The organism is Simiaoa sp. (genome assembly GCF_051972595.1).
GTDB lineage: Bacteria > Bacillota > Clostridia > Lachnospirales > Lachnospiraceae > Acetatifactor > Acetatifactor hominis.
Map to the genome: position 1 here is coordinate 15525 of NZ_JBOKRY010000036.1, position 15503 is coordinate 31027.

16 protein-coding genes and 1 tRNA gene are annotated in these 15503 nt (G+C 46.1%); 15 read left to right on the top strand and 2 right to left on the bottom strand.

Annotation, left to right across the window (positions count from 1 at the left end):
- Nucleotides 1-3 precede the first annotated feature (3 nt).
- From ACTRDR_RS11555 to ACTRDR_RS11580, 6 genes are all read left to right on the top strand, one after another.
- Nucleotides 4-1218 (top strand): ABC transporter permease, encoded by a 1215-nt coding sequence (locus tag ACTRDR_RS11555; RefSeq protein ID WP_440527663.1) that lies wholly within the window; start codon nt 4-6, stop codon nt 1216-1218.
- Nucleotides 1219-1447: 229 nt separating this feature from the next.
- A complete protein-coding gene (locus tag ACTRDR_RS11560) occupies nt 1448-1924 on the top strand; it encodes a YcxB family protein (RefSeq protein WP_440527665.1) in 477 nt (158 codons plus the stop codon).
- 74 nt (nt 1925-1998) lie between these two features.
- On the top strand, nt 1999-2475 hold the full coding sequence (tsaE, locus tag ACTRDR_RS11565; RefSeq protein ID WP_440527667.1) for a tRNA (adenosine(37)-N6)-threonylcarbamoyltransferase complex ATPase subunit type 1 TsaE: 477 nt from the start codon (nt 1999-2001) through the stop codon (nt 2473-2475).
- The gene (tsaB, locus tag ACTRDR_RS11570) at nt 2472-3230 is read left to right on the top strand and encodes a tRNA (adenosine(37)-N6)-threonylcarbamoyltransferase complex dimerization subunit type 1 TsaB (protein ID WP_440527669.1); all 759 of its coding nucleotides are present in this window, start codon (nt 2472-2474) and stop codon (nt 3228-3230) included. Before tsaE ends, tsaB begins: the two co-directional genes overlap by 4 nt.
- Entirely contained in the window at nt 3227-3664 is a 438-nt protein-coding gene (gene rimI / locus ACTRDR_RS11575) for a ribosomal protein S18-alanine N-acetyltransferase (RefSeq protein WP_440527671.1), read from the top strand. The genes tsaB and rimI overlap by 4 nt, the downstream gene beginning before the upstream one ends.
- A gap of 87 nt (nt 3665-3751) precedes the next feature.
- Nucleotides 3752-3991, top strand: a complete 240-nt coding sequence (locus tag ACTRDR_RS11580) for a hypothetical protein (RefSeq protein WP_440527673.1) — start codon at nt 3752-3754, stop codon at nt 3989-3991.
- Here ACTRDR_RS11580 and ACTRDR_RS11585 read toward each other — a convergent pair.
- Nucleotides 3925-4122: a hypothetical protein gene (locus ACTRDR_RS11585; RefSeq protein WP_440527675.1), complete on the bottom strand. Its 198-nt coding sequence runs from the start codon at nt 4120-4122 to the stop codon at nt 3925-3927. The two genes, ACTRDR_RS11580 and ACTRDR_RS11585, sit on opposite strands and share 67 nt — an antisense overlap.
- A 49-nt stretch (nt 4123-4171) precedes the next feature.
- Between ACTRDR_RS11585 and ACTRDR_RS11590 the strand changes: the two genes are divergently transcribed.
- The 4 genes from ACTRDR_RS11590 to ispD are packed head-to-tail and all read left to right on the top strand — an operon-like array spanning nt 4172 to nt 7665.
- Nucleotides 4172-5086, top strand: a complete 915-nt coding sequence (locus ACTRDR_RS11590; RefSeq protein ID WP_176865423.1) for a ribonuclease Z — start codon at nt 4172-4174, stop codon at nt 5084-5086.
- Nucleotides 5087-5094: 8 nt separating this feature from the next.
- The gene (locus tag ACTRDR_RS11595; RefSeq protein WP_176865425.1) at nt 5095-5700 is read left to right on the top strand and encodes a DUF6715 family protein; all 606 of its coding nucleotides are present in this window, start codon (nt 5095-5097) and stop codon (nt 5698-5700) included.
- 38 nt (nt 5701-5738) lie between these two features.
- Nucleotides 5739-6830, top strand: a complete 1092-nt coding sequence (gene tsaD / locus ACTRDR_RS11600; protein WP_440527678.1) for a tRNA (adenosine(37)-N6)-threonylcarbamoyltransferase complex transferase subunit TsaD — start codon at nt 5739-5741, stop codon at nt 6828-6830.
- A gap of 22 nt (nt 6831-6852) precedes the next feature.
- Nucleotides 6853-7665, top strand: coding sequence for a 2-C-methyl-D-erythritol 4-phosphate cytidylyltransferase (gene ispD, locus ACTRDR_RS11605; protein WP_440527680.1), 813 nt, complete (start codon nt 6853-6855; stop codon nt 7663-7665).
- A 60-nt stretch (nt 7666-7725) separates the two neighbouring features.
- On the opposite strand, the gene ACTRDR_RS11610 is transcribed toward ispD, so the two are convergent.
- Nucleotides 7726-9972, bottom strand: coding sequence for a helix-turn-helix domain-containing protein (locus ACTRDR_RS11610; RefSeq protein ID WP_440527682.1), 2247 nt, complete (start codon nt 9970-9972; stop codon nt 7726-7728).
- Between the two features lie 297 nt (nt 9973-10269).
- Here ACTRDR_RS11610 and ACTRDR_RS11615 point away from each other — a divergent pair, with 297 nt between their 5' ends.
- The 5 genes from ACTRDR_RS11615 (at nt 10270) to ACTRDR_RS11635 (ending at nt 15377) form a co-directional block, all read left to right on the top strand.
- Nucleotides 10270-11883, top strand: coding sequence for an extracellular solute-binding protein (locus ACTRDR_RS11615; protein WP_440527684.1), 1614 nt, complete (start codon nt 10270-10272; stop codon nt 11881-11883).
- A 139-nt stretch (nt 11884-12022) separates the two neighbouring features.
- Nucleotides 12023-12988: an ABC transporter permease gene (locus ACTRDR_RS11620; protein ID WP_440527686.1), complete on the top strand. Its 966-nt coding sequence runs from the start codon at nt 12023-12025 to the stop codon at nt 12986-12988.
- 12 nt (nt 12989-13000) lie between these two features.
- A complete protein-coding gene (locus ACTRDR_RS11625; protein WP_117467057.1) occupies nt 13001-13861 on the top strand; it encodes a carbohydrate ABC transporter permease in 861 nt (286 codons plus the stop codon).
- Between the two features lie 140 nt (nt 13862-14001).
- A complete protein-coding gene (locus tag ACTRDR_RS11630; protein WP_440527687.1) occupies nt 14002-14694 on the top strand; it encodes a rhamnogalacturonan acetylesterase in 693 nt (230 codons plus the stop codon).
- 597 nt (nt 14695-15291) lie between these two features.
- Nucleotides 15292-15377: transfer RNA gene (locus ACTRDR_RS11635), tRNA-Ser, on the top strand.
- Nucleotides 15378-15503 lie beyond the last annotated feature (126 nt).

Consider the following 15503-nt stretch of genomic DNA (forward strand, 5'->3'; position numbering starts at 1 on the left):
TCCATGACACAAGTATGGGAATACATCAAAATTGCATTGATGAATATCCGCAGTAATAAAGGACGTTCGATCCTGACCATGCTGGGCATTATCATAGGAATCTCTTCGGTGATCATGATCATCTCCATAGGTAATGGCGTGAAAAGTGGGATCAACGGAGAACTGAATTCTATGGCGGGCGGTCAGATCGCCGTTTATAGCAGCAATACCGCGGAAAACGGAACAGAGGTGGTATTCACGGAAGAGGATATGGATGCCATTCTGGAGAAAGTTCCAAATGTCAAGGCGGTAACACCGTCCTGGAGTTTCAGCGGAAGCGCCACCGGCAGAAAGGGAACTTTTGATGCTGCTGCAACTTTCGGTAAGGCGGGACTGGAATATTCGAGCCAGGATCCGATCATCAAGGGACGTTATTTTACCGATTCGGATTATTATACGGCGAATAAGGTCTGTGTCATTACAGAGAGCAGCGCGAAAACGCTGTTTGGTAATACCAATGTGATCGGAATGAGCTTTGATTATACGTTGTATGGAGTGACACAGGAATTTACGATTGTTGGTATCCGTAAGGACAACGCATCGAAGCTGTTCGGAATGGGAGGAAACGGTACGGTGACCATGGAGGCACCTATCTCCACAATTTCCGAGGGGTATGGATTCTATGTGGATTACACGGACCTGCTGATCGTCAGTGATGGCGCGGAAAATGCCTCTCAGGTGGCGCAGGATACGGTGCGTCTGCTGGAGAACAGGCATGGTGTCAGAGGACAGAATGTCATCTCTGTACAGAACTTTAATGATATTATGAGCCAGATGGATCAGATCTTAAGCTACATTACTATCTTTGTAGTGTTCGTAGCAGCCATCTCTCTGCTGGTAGGCGGTATCGGTGTTATGAACATCATGCTGGTATCCGTGACGGAGCGTACCAGAGAGATCGGTATCCGGAAAGCACTGGGAGCGAGAACTGGATCCATTCTGCTACAGTTTTTGTCGGAGTCGGCGATCATCACCCTGCTGGGAGGTCTGATCGGTATTACCATCGGAGTGGCAGGAGCTTTTGGCATCTGCAGCCTGATCGGTTTTACCGCAAAAGTAAGCGCAGGAACGGTACTGGGAGCCAGCCTGTTCTCCTCTGCCGTAGGTATCTTCTTCGGTATCTATCCTGCGAAGAAAGCGGCAAAATTGAGCCCTATCGAGGCACTGCGCCATGAGTAAATAATAAAAATCATATAATAAGAAATCAGTGAACCGCAGGTGACAGATTATAAATCCCTGCGGTTCTTTACTTGCTTTTTTAAGGGAAAAAATTTATAATGTTTTTTATAGTATGCCGTTTTATGCACAGACGGAGCCCGGGGCCTTTCAATCACCTATGAGCAGGCGCATGTGGGGCTGGTCCTTTTGCCCCTGGCATCATACATTATGATAGAGGAAAGAACACGTTATGGTAGAATTGGATGTGAAGATTACATCGGGGGACTTATATGATTTTTTATTACGGCACAGCTATAACAGCGTGTCCGGACTTTTGGGAGCGGTGATCGGAGCACTGGGCGTTATTGTGGGAATTTCCAGACAGTACTGGATCTATCTGATCCTGGGAGTGGTGATCCTGTTATATCTCCCCTGGACGCTTTTTATCAAAAGCAAACAACAGGTGGCGAACAATCCGGTATTCAGGGAGCCTCTGCATTATGTTCTGGATGAGAATGGGATCACCATATCACAGGGAGACAGTTCTACCTGCCAGGCGTGGGAGGATTGTCTGAAGGCAGTATCCACCGGACGCAGCATCATTGTATATACGGCGAAGAATAACGCAACGATTTTCCCCAAAAGTCAGATGCAGGATAAAACGACAGATGTTATTGAAATGATCTCCACCCATATGCCCCCTGCAAAGGTGAAGATCCGCAGCTAGAAATGCCATAGAGCAGAGAACTTATCCGGAAAGTAACAACGGGCATTACGGTGTCGATAGAAAGCGTAAGAGAAATGACAACAGGTGATTCAACAGCAAACAAAGAATTTAAAAAGGAAATCATAGAGACTCACAGTGCACAGGAGACTTTTGCACTGGGACAGCGGATCGGCTTAGAAGCACTTCCCGGGCAGGTCTATACCCTGATCGGTGATCTGGGTGTGGGCAAGACCGTATTTACCCAGGGAGTGGCAGACGGTCTTGGAATTACGGAACCGGTCAACAGCCCCACCTTTACCATTGTACAGATCTATGAGGAGGGCCGTATGCCTTTTTATCATTTTGATGTGTACCGCATCGGAGATGTGGAGGAGATGGAAGAGATCGGCTATGAGGACTGTTTTTACGGCGAGGGATTGTGCCTGATCGAGTGGGCGAATCTGATCGAAGAGATCCTGCCGGAGCATTACAGACAGGTGACCATAGAAAAGGATCTGGAGAAGGGCTTCGATTATCGCCGGATCACGATTGAGGAGATGACTACATTATGAAAATATTAGCTTTGGACAGTTCCGGACTTGTGGCAAGTGCCGCCGTCGTGGAAGACAATGTCCTGATCGCAGAGTACACCACAGATTATAAGAAAACACATTCCCAGACATTACTTCCGATGTTGGACGAGATCCGGCAGATGATCGACCTGGATCTTCACACCATTGATGCCATTGCTATCTCCGCAGGTCCCGGATCCTTTACCGGACTGAGAATTGGTGCAGCAACCGCGAAGGGACTTGGTCTGGCACTGAATCTGCCGTTGGTAGAGGTGCCGACACTGGAAGGACTTGCCTTCAATCTTTGGGGGACGGACAAGCTGGTCTGCCCCATTATGGATGCCAGAAGGAATCAGGTATACACCGGAATCTATGAATTTTGTAAGGCAGAAGCAGCAGAGGATGGAAGCTGTGAACAGCAGCTTGTGATGCATTGTGTTAAGGAACAGTGCACAGCTATTGTGGATGAACTGGTGGACGAACTGAACCGCCTGGGACGTGAAGTGATCTTTTTGGGAGACGGCGTGCCGGTATACCTAAGACAGATCACAGAAGGAATGAAAGTTCCGTTTTCCTTTGCTCCCGCAGCCAATAACAGACAGCGGGCAGCCAGTGTGGCTTCTCTCGGAGCCATTTATTATGCACAGGGTAAGACCGTGACCGCTGCGGAGCATGAGCCCGAATATCTGCGTAAGAGCCAGGCAGAGCGGGAACGGGAAGAGCAGGAGAGAGCAGCAAAAGAGGCACAGGCATGAAGATAGAGGTTCGCCCCCTGCAGGATACAGATATCGAAGAATTGAGCCGTATCGAAGCCGCATCCTTCAGCATGCCCTGGTCTGCGGAGGATTTCAGAGGACTGCTTCTAAGAGATTATTGTCTGTATGTGGTGGCGGAGGCCGATGGACATATCGCTGGCTGCGCCGGATTGACGGACAGTTTTCATGAGGGTAATATCGACAATGTGGTAACTGCACCGGAGTACCGGAACCTGGGAGTGGGCAGTAAGATGCTCGAAGAACTGCTACGACTGGGGGCAGAGCGCGGCATTACGGCATATACATTGGAAGTCAGAGTGAGCAATGCACCGGCGATCCGTTTATATGAAAAGTTTGGTTTCGTCTCGGAAGGGATTCGTCCCGGATTTTATGAGAAACCTACCGAAGATGCCATGATCATGTGGCGGCGTTAACAAGTATTACCACCACCATCCGGCGATTTATTTGCTATGATAGTGAAAGAGGAAACTGTTTTTACGATCAGAAAGGTGGAAGGTAAGATGCGAAAGTCAGAAAACGGTAAATTAACCCAGGTAATATGTAACGCCTGTGGCAGAGAATTAAAAGTAGAAAAGGAAATCATCCGGGAAGGTTATTTCACTGCAGATGTACGCTTTGGGTATTTTAGCAAAAAAGACGGTATGAGACATGCCTTTGATCTGTGTGAGGACTGTTACGACAGTTGGATTGGCAGGTTTGTCATTCCGGTGGAAGAAGTACCGGAGACAGAATTATTATGACCCGCCCCGATATGAGCATAAAAGTGGGATGATAATCCCACGATATGCGAATAGAGGGTAGGATTGTGAGAGTGCGTAGCACGGAACAATCCGTAGGCATCAAAGTCGGGGGCTTTTGACCCCGACATCATTATTATAGACAGAACAACAGATGCTGCGAAGGCAAGATTGTGAGGAAGAATGTTAGACGTTTGTTTATTGGGAACCGGTGGAATGATGCCCCTGCCTTACAGGTGGCTGACTTCCCTGATGATGCGGTATAATGGAAAAAGTATTCTGATCGATTGCGGAGAGGGGACTCAGATTGCCATGCGCCAGAAGGGATGGAGTCCCAACCCCATTGATATTATCTGTTTTACTCATTTCCATGCGGATCACATCAGCGGTCTGCCGGGGATGCTTCTGACCATGGGAAATGCGGAGCGGACAGAACCGTTATTATTGATCGGACCGAAAGGTCTTACCAAAGTAGTGGCTTCTTTACGTGTGATCGCACCGGAGTTGCCTTTTGAGGTAAAATGTCTGGAGATCACGGAAAATGCCCAGACTTTTTCTTTTGAAGGTTTTCGGCTGGAAGCTTTCAAAGTAAATCATAATGTTCTCTGTTACGGCTACAGTATGGTGATTGACCGCGCAGGTCGATTTGACAAAGACAGAGCCATGGAGCAGGAAATCCCCATGAGATTCTGGAGTCGACTACAAAAAGGAGAGACCCTGGAAGAGAACGGCAGAGTATTTACACCGGATATGGTACTGGGAGCGGAACGCAAGGGGCTGAAAGTAACCTACAGCACCGATACCAGACCTACGGAGAGCATCCGACAGAATGCCAAAGGTACGGATCTGCTGATCCTCGAAGGCATGTACGGGGAGCCGGACAAGCTGGTGAAAGCCAGAGAGCACAAGCACATGACCATGTACGAGGCAGCGAAGATTGCAAAAGAAGCAGAGGTTCCGAAATTATGGCTGACCCACTACAGCCCGTCCATGACCAGACCGGAGGAATTCATGGAGGATGTGCGGAAGATATTTCCGGCGGCTTATGCGGCTAAGGATGGCTGGACCATGGAACTGAAATTTGATGAGGGAGAGTGAGCAATCTTATGAAGAAAACCAACACATCCGTGACTAAGATCACAGTCTTGTTCATCTTCTTACTCGTGCTGGTGGTAGGATATTATGCGTATCTGTCCGGAACACACCGCACTGAGCAGCAGGAAGCGGTCATGTCGGAGGTGGATACGGCACTTTCCAGGGATCTGGACAATGATTATCCCGCCACGCCCAAGGAAGTGATCAAATATTACAATGATCTGATGAAGTGCTTTTACAATGAAGAATGTACGGCGGAAGAGCTTCAGGATCTTGGCAGAAAATCACTGCAATTATTTGACGAAGAACTTCAGGAAAACAATGACGAAGATACTTATCTTATCCGGTTGCAGGGTGAGGTGCAGAACTATAAGGACAACAAGAGAAAGATAACAAGTGTTTCTCTTGCACCCAGCACAAATGTGGACTATTATTCGGTAGACGGATATTCTTTTGCAAGAATTTCCTGTGGCTATACCATGACGGAAAACGGCAAAAAAACTTCTACCGTTATGGTATATCTCTTACGCAGGGATGACAGCCGCAGATGGAAGATATACGGTTGGGAAACGGCGGATCAGTTGAACAGTAAGCTGGAACAGACAGACAATAATTAGAATAAACATACAATAATTAGAACAAAGCAGGCAAAAAAATGACAGAGACAGAAAAACAAAAAGACATTTATATTTTGGGGATCGAGAGTTCCTGTGATGAGACAGCGGCATCGGTGGTAAAAAACGGCAGAGAGGTACTTTCCAATGTGATCTCTTCTCAGATTGCCTTACATACGTTGTATGGCGGCGTGGTGCCGGAGATCGCATCCCGGAAGCATATCGAGAAGATCAACCAGGTCATTGAGCAGGCACTTGTCGATGCCCATGTGACACTTGATGATATCACGGCGATCGCGGTGACCTATGGACCGGGACTGGTGGGGGCACTTCTGGTGGGGGTATCCGAAGCCAAAGCCATCAGCTTTGCTACCGGGATTCCCCTGGTAGGTGTTCATCACATTGAGGGACATATCAGTGCTAATTTTATAGAAAATAAGGAATTGGAGCCTCCGTTTATCTGTTTGGTGGCTTCCGGCGGACATTCCCATCTGGTGGTGGTCAAGGATTACGGAGAATATGAGATCATCGGACGGACCAGGGATGATGCGGCGGGTGAGGCTTTTGACAAGGTGGCACGTGCCATCGGGCTGGGCTATCCCGGCGGACCTAAGATTGATAAGGTGTCGAAGGAGGGTAATCCCGATGCGATTCATTTTCCCAGAGCGGCAGTAGCGGAAAACGAGTACGATTTCAGCTTCAGTGGTCTGAAATCAGCAGTGCTGAATTACCTAAACGGCTGTCAGATGAAGGGTGAGAGCTATAATCAGGCGGATGTGGCTGCTTCTTTCCAAAAAGCGGTGGTAGATGTGCTGGTAAGCCATTCACTGCATGCTGTGAAAGCCTATGGTCTGAACAAATTCGCCATTGCCGGCGGCGTGGCATCCAATTCCTCTCTGCGGGCAGCCTTTGAAGAAGAGTGCGGCAAACGAAATATTGCATTTTATCACCCTTCACCTATTTTCTGTACAGACAATGCAGCGATGATCGGTGTGGCGGGCTATTATGAATATATCAAGGGTGTACGCAGCGGCTATGACCTGAATGCGGTTCCGAATTTAAAATTGGGAGAGCGTAGCACGGAGCAATCCGTAGGCATCAAAGTCGGGGGGCTTTTGACCCCGACATCTTAAATATAGAAAGACTGACATAAATATGATAGACAGAGTAGCAGAAGAGTATTTAACAGAAGATTTTGTAGCATATAAAACAGAAAAAGAGGATGAGAACAAGGAAAAACCGCGTTGTACCGCCATTATCCTCGCAGCGGGCAGCGGAAGCAGGATGCATTCCGCAGTGGCAAAACAATTCCTTCCGTTAAAGGGCAGACCTCTGATCTGGCATGCATTGCATGCGGTAGAAGAGTCAAAGATTATAGATGACTGTATTCTGGTGACTTCGGAACAGGATATTCCTTATGTCCGGGATGAAATCGTGCAGAAATACCATTTTACGAAGGTGAATATTATTACTTCCGGCGGAGCGGAACGGTATCTCTCTGTGAGCAGGGCATTGCAGCTGATCGCAGACGGCCGCCTTAAGCGTCCGAATGAGCACGGCTATGTGTTTATCCATGATGGCGCAAGACCTTTCCTGACAGAGAAAATTCTGGAAGACACCTATGCGGCAGCGGTGCAGTACCGGGCGTGCGTAGCAGCGGTACAGAGCAAGGATACTGTTAAGATCAGTGATGGAGAGGGATTTGCACTGTCCACACCGGACCGCAGGACCGTCTGGAATATTCAGACTCCGCAGGTATTTGAGACCAGCCTGATTTTACAGGCATATGAGAGGCTGCAAAACAGGCTACCAAAGCTGCAGGAGCAGGGCATTCAGATAACGGACGATGCCAGCGTGGTGGAGATGTTTACGGAGTCCCGCGTAAAGCTTGTGGAAGCTTCTTATCAGAATATTAAGATCACGACACCGGAAGATATGAAGACAGCCGAGGCATTTCTGGAGGATTAAATCCTCCGTGCCCCGGCTGCTTTTATATAGTTCTATCTTTTCTTAGCACTCTGCTTTATACTATTTCTCCCGCATGGCACTGGGAGTTACTCCGTATACTTTCTTGAATGCACGTCGGAAAGTATTGGAATTATTATATCCCACAGCGATATACAGTTCATTTAAGCTGATATCAGTCTCCTTGATCAGTCTGGCAGCCTCCGTCATGCGGATATTCTCCAGATAAGTGGAGAAGTTGACCCCGGTCTTTTCCTTGAACATATGGGAAAAATAACTCTCGGAGATCTGAAATTCATCTGAAATCTTGTTTAAGCCCAACGAAGGATCTTTATAATTGTCCTTAATATATTTCTCGATGGTAGAGGATAAGGTGTTGTCATCCTCTTTATTACTGAAGAGATTACACAGGGATAATGCAAGATCTTCGCACAATTTGAAGGTCAGGTGCTCATTGAAACGTTCATCCAGCACCTTTACAGCTTCGGGATCCGCATCCTGAGGCAACTCGAATCTTGCTTTTAATAAAGTGTTGCGGATATCTGACAGCAGGTACTTTAACAGGTTGACCGGCAGGGTACGTTCCTCGATATTCTCCTGATGGATCAGGTTGAACATCTCCAATACCTGCGGCGTATTGCCCGTGGAGATGAAGTGGATCAGCTTCGTTGAGATCTCCGGCGGATAATAGAACACGTTGGAATCCTTCTTAATAAATTCATACGGGAAGAAAATATAGTTCTTCGTCGTATAACTTACGGCTTCGGAGGCCTGCTGATAGCATTCCCATACATTCATCAGGGAATCCGTATTGCGACCGATACCGGCGAAGAGCCAGATGTCGTAAGTATCCAGCAGATAATCATGAAGTCGTAAAATACAATTGTTGATCTTCAGGATCAGATCATTTCCCTCTTCTTCGGAACAGTGCAGCAGAACGGAATAGGTCCGGTCCGAAGGGCTGAAGTAGAAAAGAGGTGTACCGAAGAAATTCTCCAGTGCGGACTCAATGATCTGCTCCAGCTCCTCGACAGATTCCACGCCGCCGGGAAGAGCGTTTTCTACATTATCGCCAAAGTTATTATAGTACACAATATATAACACATTATAATAAGAAGAAGCAGTGATTCCCAGATAGTTTTCCATATAAGTCACTTCGTCTTCGGAAGTGGCGGTACCGGACAAAAGCTGTCTGACATAAGAGGTACAGATAATGGGACGCTGGCTGTCCACGACCTCCTGCAGATTCTTCTGTACTTCCACAGCAGTCTGCAGCTCCTGACCGAGTTCAATAATAGGCCGTACATTCCGACGGGAAAAATAATATACCAGAGAACCGCCGATCACCAGTGCACACATTGCCAGTAAAATGAAAAATAACTGTGTGCCTCCAAGCCCTCCGGTCACTTTATAGGGAGGAAAACTGAAATAATAAGAATAATTGGTGTTATCAGAAGTATATTTCCCTAAAGTAAAAGTCTGACCGTTCAGACGAACCTGGGCATATCCCTTATTAAAGTCCAGGGAATCCAGCATTTCTGCGGAAATGCTGTCCGGGGCATTTATCGTAAGCACAGTGGAGGTATCTGACGCGGTCACAGCCAGAAAATTATCACCATCCATCTGTACACAGTCGAACAGATCCGCCATTTTATCCTGTTCGAAGATAAAGCAGACCTTCGCGTTGGCATCCATATAGTAGAGATCGTTCAGATCGATGATATACATATAGTATTTTTCGCTGTAATTTGGCATGAACTGATCCATGGGAAGAAAGCGGTTCTTGTATTCCGGTTCCGTCATGTAGGAGTGCCACAGTTCCTTTTCGGTAGAAGAGTACTTCTGGATCCAGTTATAGAACCGCTTTGCGGATATAAAATAAGTAGGATTCAATACATAGTCTGTCTCCGGAAAATAGACAAAGGACTCTTTTAACGGTAGAAGCGCCTCTGCATATACATTTGTCGCCAGGGAATTCTGTAATTCATTCCCCATCTCCGTAAAAGGATAGTAGGTATTATGGTAATTCATGACCTTACGGAAGGTGTCGTTCTGCAAAAGCTGCCGGCAATATACCTCCATAATGTTCAGATCGCTTTCAAACAGCTCTGCATTGCTGATCAGGGTTGTCTCGTTCTGCTGATCGTAAGAATCACGTGCGTTATTTATTGTAGAACGGTATAAAAAGATGAACAAAACCAGAATGATCAGCAGGAAAATACTGTAAGAGGTTACCATTTTTAGCATTAATGTACTGTTGTGGCTTGTATAATTTGTATCATTAAGGGTGTCTTTTTTATTAAAAATCATTCATGATCACTCCCGTGTCTCAATTTTTTTAGATAATATAACGAATAAACCATGTCTATTGTATCAGTTACTTACAAAGGAAGCAAGATGTAACCACTTTCAAATTTAAAAATATCAAATGTAAGTACTTTCAAAGAATGCAGTAAAATCAAGGGTTTGCAGAACCGGTGGTCAAAATTTGCACCCGAACGCAAAAATTGTAACTTGTTTTTCCGAGTGATGGATGGTAAGGTGAGGGCAAGTCAAGGGAATGACCCCACGACAAATCATGATTCCAAATTTTTAGGGAGGAACAAAATGAAGAGAAAAGTATTATCCGTACTTTTAGCATCTGCTATGGTAGCTTCCTTAGCAGCATGCGGAAGCAGCAACGATGCTCCTGCACAGAGCGCAGCAGCAACTGACAGCGCAGCAGCTTCTACCGAGGCTTCCACCGAAGCTTACAATCTGGAGGAGATTAACGTAGTAGTTAATGGTACTCTGACCGCAACCGTTGATAACGGCCAGGCTGAATTCGTTCAGCAGTGGGATGATGCAGTATCCGAAGCAATCGGTCATCCTATTAAGATGAACATCCAGCAGTTAGACCACTCCGGTTATACCGATGCAGTGGGTCGTCTGTTCGCAGGCGGTGACTATCCTGATGTAATGATCATGAGTGCAGATATGTTCAAGCAGTATGCACCTACCGGTCTGCTGTGGGATATGTCTGAAGCATATGCAAACGCTAAATTCCAGTCTCACCTGATCCTGCCTGAGATCAACGAGAACCTGAAGGATGAGGAAGGTCATCTGTATGGTTTCGCTCCTACCTATGGTAATGGATGTGTTACCTATGTTAAGCAGGCATGGTTAGATGCAGTTGGCCTGAAGGCTGAAGACATCAAGACTTATGATGATTACTACAACATGCTGTTAAAGTTCCACAACGAAGATCCCGATGGTAACGGTGTAACCGGTGATACCTATGGTGTTATCGCAGCTGGTTTCGTTGGTAACGAAGCTCCTTACGTAAACTATCTGCCTGAGTTCTGGCAGGATTCTTATCCCGCAATCCTGCAGGATGACAACGGTACCTGGTACGATGGATTCCAGACCGATGCTACCAAGGCAGCTCTGTTAAGATTACAGCAGGCTTACAAGGATGGCGCTATCGATCCTGAGACCCTGACCGCTTCCACCAAGATCGCTCGTGAGAAATGGTTCTCCAACGATCAGACCGGTTCTTCAGGTGTATTCACTTACTGGGCAGGTTCCTGGTATCAGACTCTGACCGATAACCTGATCAAGAACGGTGTTGACGACAAGCTGGTTGAGCTGGCTCCTATCGCTGAGGTTGGCGCTTACCTGAACAGAGAAGCTCCTGTATGGGTTATCATTGATGACGGTGACGGAGACAACTCCCGTGAGCAGGCTATCTTCGATGCATTCATCGAGACCATGATGGATGGCGATAAGGTTCAGACTCTGTGGACCTACGGTGCAGAGGATGTTCACTGGTCTACCAAGGCTGAAAGCTTCACCATCAATGCAGGTACTGACAAAGAGAAGTCTTACGAGTACGAAGACGGTACGTTCCACTTAAAGCAGTCTCCTAACGATCCTAACTCCGTATGGAAGAAGAATGCTATGGATCCCGCTCTGGTTATCTGCTCTCTGGACAACGGCTTTAACGATATTTCCAGCCTGGCTGCAGAAGGTAACAAGTTCTTCACCGAGAACTGTAAGGATGCTCCTCAGTCTCCTACCTCTGAGACCTACACCAACGAGTCCGGCACCATCTATGATGCTAAGCTGGCAGCTATCACTTCCGTAGTAGTAGATGGCGGCGATGTAGATGCAGCTATGCAGACCTACGTTGACACTGTTGGCTCCATCATTGATCAGTGCTTAGCTGAACTGAATCAGTAATAATATCTGCAATATAGTAGCAGAAGCTACAAAAACATGATATACTTATCCTGTCCCGCCGGGATGCAAAAACCCATGGGACAGGATATTTTAGAGAGAAAAGAATGTGTGAGATGAAGTCGAAAGGAAGAGGGATGGTATGAGCAAGAAAAAGAAAATCACCACATCCACCGGCGTAGAAGTACGTCACAAGCCTCTTGGTCTTAGGATCTGGAATAACAGAGGCTATTATTTGATGTTCCTGCCTGTATTTGTGTTCATTTTGATCATGTATTACTGGCCCATGCTTGGTATTCGTTATGCATTCTACGATTACAAGCCCGTAGGTGCTCCTACTTTTGTAGGACTGAAGCATTTTTACAGTATGTTTAAGACCGATGCGTTCTGGAGTGCATTCAGAAACACATTGGAACTGAGTATTATGAAGTTATTGATCACGACCTTCACTGCGGTTATCGTATCAATCTTCTTAAATGAAATGGGAAATCTCTTTGCAAAGAAAACTTTGCAGACTATCATATATCTGCCCCACTTTATGTCATGGGCAGTAGTTGCATCTATCTTCAGCTTGTTCCTGTCTCCTTCCTCTACCGGTCTGGTAAATGGATTGCTGCGTGACTGGGGCATTCTGGCACCGGATGCCAAGGGAATTTATTTCCTGGCAAGCACTGCATGGTGGAGACCGATCTTCTACCTTATCAATATCTGGAAAGAGACCGGTTGGGGAACCATTATCTTCCTGGCTACTCTGGCAGGTATCAACCCGGAGTTGTATGAAGCAGCGGATATCGACGGTGCAACCCGTATGCAGAAGATGCGTTTCGTAACGCTGCCTGCACTGGCTAACACAATCATCACCGTACTGATCCTGAACCTTGCTAAGGTTATGAACATGTTCGAGTCCGTATTCGTATTGTATAACAATGCGGTATACAGCGTATCTGATGTTATTTCTACTTATATTTATCGTCAGACATTCGCAATCGCTCTGCCGAACTATGGTTACTCTACAGCAGTTGGTCTCTTCAAGTCCCTGGTTGGCTGTGTCCTGGTACTGATATGTAACTGGGCAAGTAAGAAGACCCGTGGCCGTGGCATTGTATAGGAGGTGTTAAACGTGGCAAAGACAGCTTATCGTAAACCTAAGAAAAAGGTTCATGTATTCGATATTGTAAACTACATCGTATTTATTCTGATCGGCCTCCTGGTACTGGTACCTATCTGGAAGGTAGTAGTAGATTCCTTCAATGCTGTGGGTGTATATCAGTTCAGACTGTGGCCGGAGGATTTTACCTTAGATGGCTATAAGACCATCATTCATACCCAGAGACTGTACAGACCTTTCATCAACTCCGTTATCACAACTGTGCTCGGTACTTTCCTTGGCCTGCTCCTGTCCACCCTGGGTGGCTATGTACTGATCCAGTTTGATATGCCCGGACGTAACTTCTTCGCATATTTCCTTCTGTTTACCATGATCTTCTCCGGTGGTATGATCCCCGAGTACCTGGTAATGAAGCAGTTACACCTGGTTAACAGCATGTGGATCCTGGTGGTGAAGCATGGTATGAACGTGTACAATCTGGTACTGATGCGTAACTTCTTCGAAGGAATACCTGCCAGCCTGTTCGAGGCGGCTGAGATCGACGGATGTTCCCCTATGGGAATCTTCTTCAAGATCGTGCTTCCTCTGTCCAAAGCAGCTCTGGCTTCCATCGGTCTGATGTTCGCAGTTACCGTATGGAATGACTATTCTACCGTTAAGATCTATATTACCAATCCTGATCAGGTTAACTTCCAGTATCAGTTACGTAATATGATCATGGATGGTGATACCCCTACTACACAGTATTCGGTATCCCAGAACACTCTGTTCTATGCAGCGATCGTATGTGCAATCCTTCCTTTCATGGCACTGTATCCTTTCCTGCAGAAATACTTCGTAAAGGGTGTTAATATCGGCGCTGTTAAGGAGTGATTTTCTTCTCGCACGTACTTAGACTTAGACAAGGGAAACTTCGGTTTCCCTTGTGTTGTATTTCCAGAGAAATCCGAAAACATGTTTCCTACATTGCAGGATGACAGATGCGCAGGGGAAGCGCAGAAATGAGGGCAGAAATGAACAGAATTTTTTGGGCTGCAGATTCCACGGTCCAGACCAATGACTACACGACCTATCCGCAGACAGGCATTGGTCAGGTATTTCCTTTATTTGTAAAGCCGGAATATCAGGTAAGCAATCATGCCAAGAACGGCAGAAGCACCAAAAGCTTTATGGACGAGGGGAGACTGAAAGCCATAGAGGAGAAAATTAGTGCAGGGGATTTCCTGTTTATCCAGTTTGGACACAATGACGAGAAAAAAGAGGATCCCACCAGATATACAGAGCCTTTTTCCACTTACATGGAGAATCTCGAAACCTTTATCCGTGTGGCAAGAGATCATAGCGCCTATCCGGTGCTGATCACTCCTTTAGAGCGCAGATGCTTTATGGATGAGAAACACTTGGGGATCGGAGCACATTCCGATTATGTGGCTGCCATGAAGCAGACCGCGGAGAAAAATAATGTTCCTCTGGTGGATCTTTACAGCATGAGCCGTATGGAGCTGAAAAAAGCCGGAGAGAAGAACAGCAGAAGATGGTATATGTTCTTCCCGGAGGGCGAGTATAAGAATCATCCGGAGAAATCCGAGGATAATACCCACCTTCGTTATGACGGTGCTGTGAATTTCGCATCCATGATCGCCAGAGGGTTAAGAGAACTTGGCGGTATTTATGCAGACATGTTGTTAGATGATATAAATCTGTAAAAATTAAAAAAGAAAATCCTGTTTCGGACGACAGAAAAGCTGCCGGAACAGGATTTTTTATTTTATAAAGTTTAGGAAGATCAGACGCTGAAACTGTTCTGCATTATCAGAATCCAGTTGGACAGGTTTCTATGCGAATGACTGCCTGACAGATGTGAAGGAGACGGCTTATTGTCTGAAACGGCTGATGGGTTATGTAAGGAATCTGGGAGATGGACCGGATTTCTATAAATGGCAGAGAGAAGTGACCTATTCGGAGAATGATGCTAAAGTCGTTCTGATTACAAATAGGGAAAACCATATGACTGACTGGGAGTTATATTTTGTCGGAAAAACATGCAAGGGTAGAAGATATACAAAATCAAATAGTAGAAATAGTTGTAACAATTAAATAATTTTGAGCACAATTTTGAAAAAAAACTGTATTCAATGCAAATGAGAAAAAGCCCGGAACCATGATAAAATGGGCTTTTTCTCATTTGAAAAAATTAAAATAAAAATTGTGTAAAAATGTGTTGACAATAGTAATCCTTTTTGTTAGAATAGCTTTTGTCGTCAGGCAAACATCAAAGATGACAAGGAAATGGACACACATTCGGAGAGATATCGAAGTGGTCATAACGAGGCGGTCTTGAAAACCGTTTGTCCGAAAGGGCGCGTGGGTTCGAATCCCACTCTCTCCGCTAGGCATTCGTGCCGCCGATCATTATATAGATTATTAGAATCAACTATCTGGAGAAGTACCCAAGAGGTTGAAGGGACACCCCTGGAAAGGGTGCAGGTCGTTAATAGCGGCGCGAGGGTTCAAA

What these genes read in the sequence shown, in the direction of transcription:
- ACTRDR_RS11555 (WP_440527663.1), top strand. Translation starts at nt 4, where the DNA reads ATGACACAAGTATGGGAATACATCAAAATTGCATTGATGAATATCCGC.
- ACTRDR_RS11560 (WP_440527665.1), top strand. Translation starts at nt 1,448, where the DNA reads ATGGTAGAATTGGATGTGAAGATTACATCGGGGGACTTATATGATTTT.
- tsaE (WP_440527667.1), top strand. Translation starts at nt 1,999, where the DNA reads ATGACAACAGGTGATTCAACAGCAAACAAAGAATTTAAAAAGGAAATC.
- tsaB (WP_440527669.1), top strand. Translation starts at nt 2,472, where the DNA reads ATGAAAATATTAGCTTTGGACAGTTCCGGACTTGTGGCAAGTGCCGCC.
- rimI (WP_440527671.1), top strand. Translation starts at nt 3,227, where the DNA reads ATGAAGATAGAGGTTCGCCCCCTGCAGGATACAGATATCGAAGAATTG.
- ACTRDR_RS11580 (WP_440527673.1), top strand. Translation starts at nt 3,752, where the DNA reads ATGCGAAAGTCAGAAAACGGTAAATTAACCCAGGTAATATGTAACGCC.
- ACTRDR_RS11585 (WP_440527675.1), bottom strand. Translation starts at nt 4,122, where the DNA reads ATGATGTCGGGGTCAAAAGCCCCCGACTTTGATGCCTACGGATTGTTC.
- ACTRDR_RS11590 (WP_176865423.1), top strand. Translation starts at nt 4,172, where the DNA reads ATGTTAGACGTTTGTTTATTGGGAACCGGTGGAATGATGCCCCTGCCT.
- ACTRDR_RS11595 (WP_176865425.1), top strand. Translation starts at nt 5,095, where the DNA reads ATGAAGAAAACCAACACATCCGTGACTAAGATCACAGTCTTGTTCATC.
- tsaD (WP_440527678.1), top strand. Translation starts at nt 5,739, where the DNA reads ATGACAGAGACAGAAAAACAAAAAGACATTTATATTTTGGGGATCGAG.
- ispD (WP_440527680.1), top strand. Translation starts at nt 6,853, where the DNA reads ATGATAGACAGAGTAGCAGAAGAGTATTTAACAGAAGATTTTGTAGCA.
- ACTRDR_RS11610 (WP_440527682.1), bottom strand. Translation starts at nt 9,972, where the DNA reads ATGATTTTTAATAAAAAAGACACCCTTAATGATACAAATTATACAAGC.
- ACTRDR_RS11615 (WP_440527684.1), top strand. Translation starts at nt 10,270, where the DNA reads ATGAAGAGAAAAGTATTATCCGTACTTTTAGCATCTGCTATGGTAGCT.
- ACTRDR_RS11620 (WP_440527686.1), top strand. Translation starts at nt 12,023, where the DNA reads ATGAGCAAGAAAAAGAAAATCACCACATCCACCGGCGTAGAAGTACGT.
- ACTRDR_RS11630 (WP_440527687.1), top strand. Translation starts at nt 14,002, where the DNA reads ATGAACAGAATTTTTTGGGCTGCAGATTCCACGGTCCAGACCAATGAC.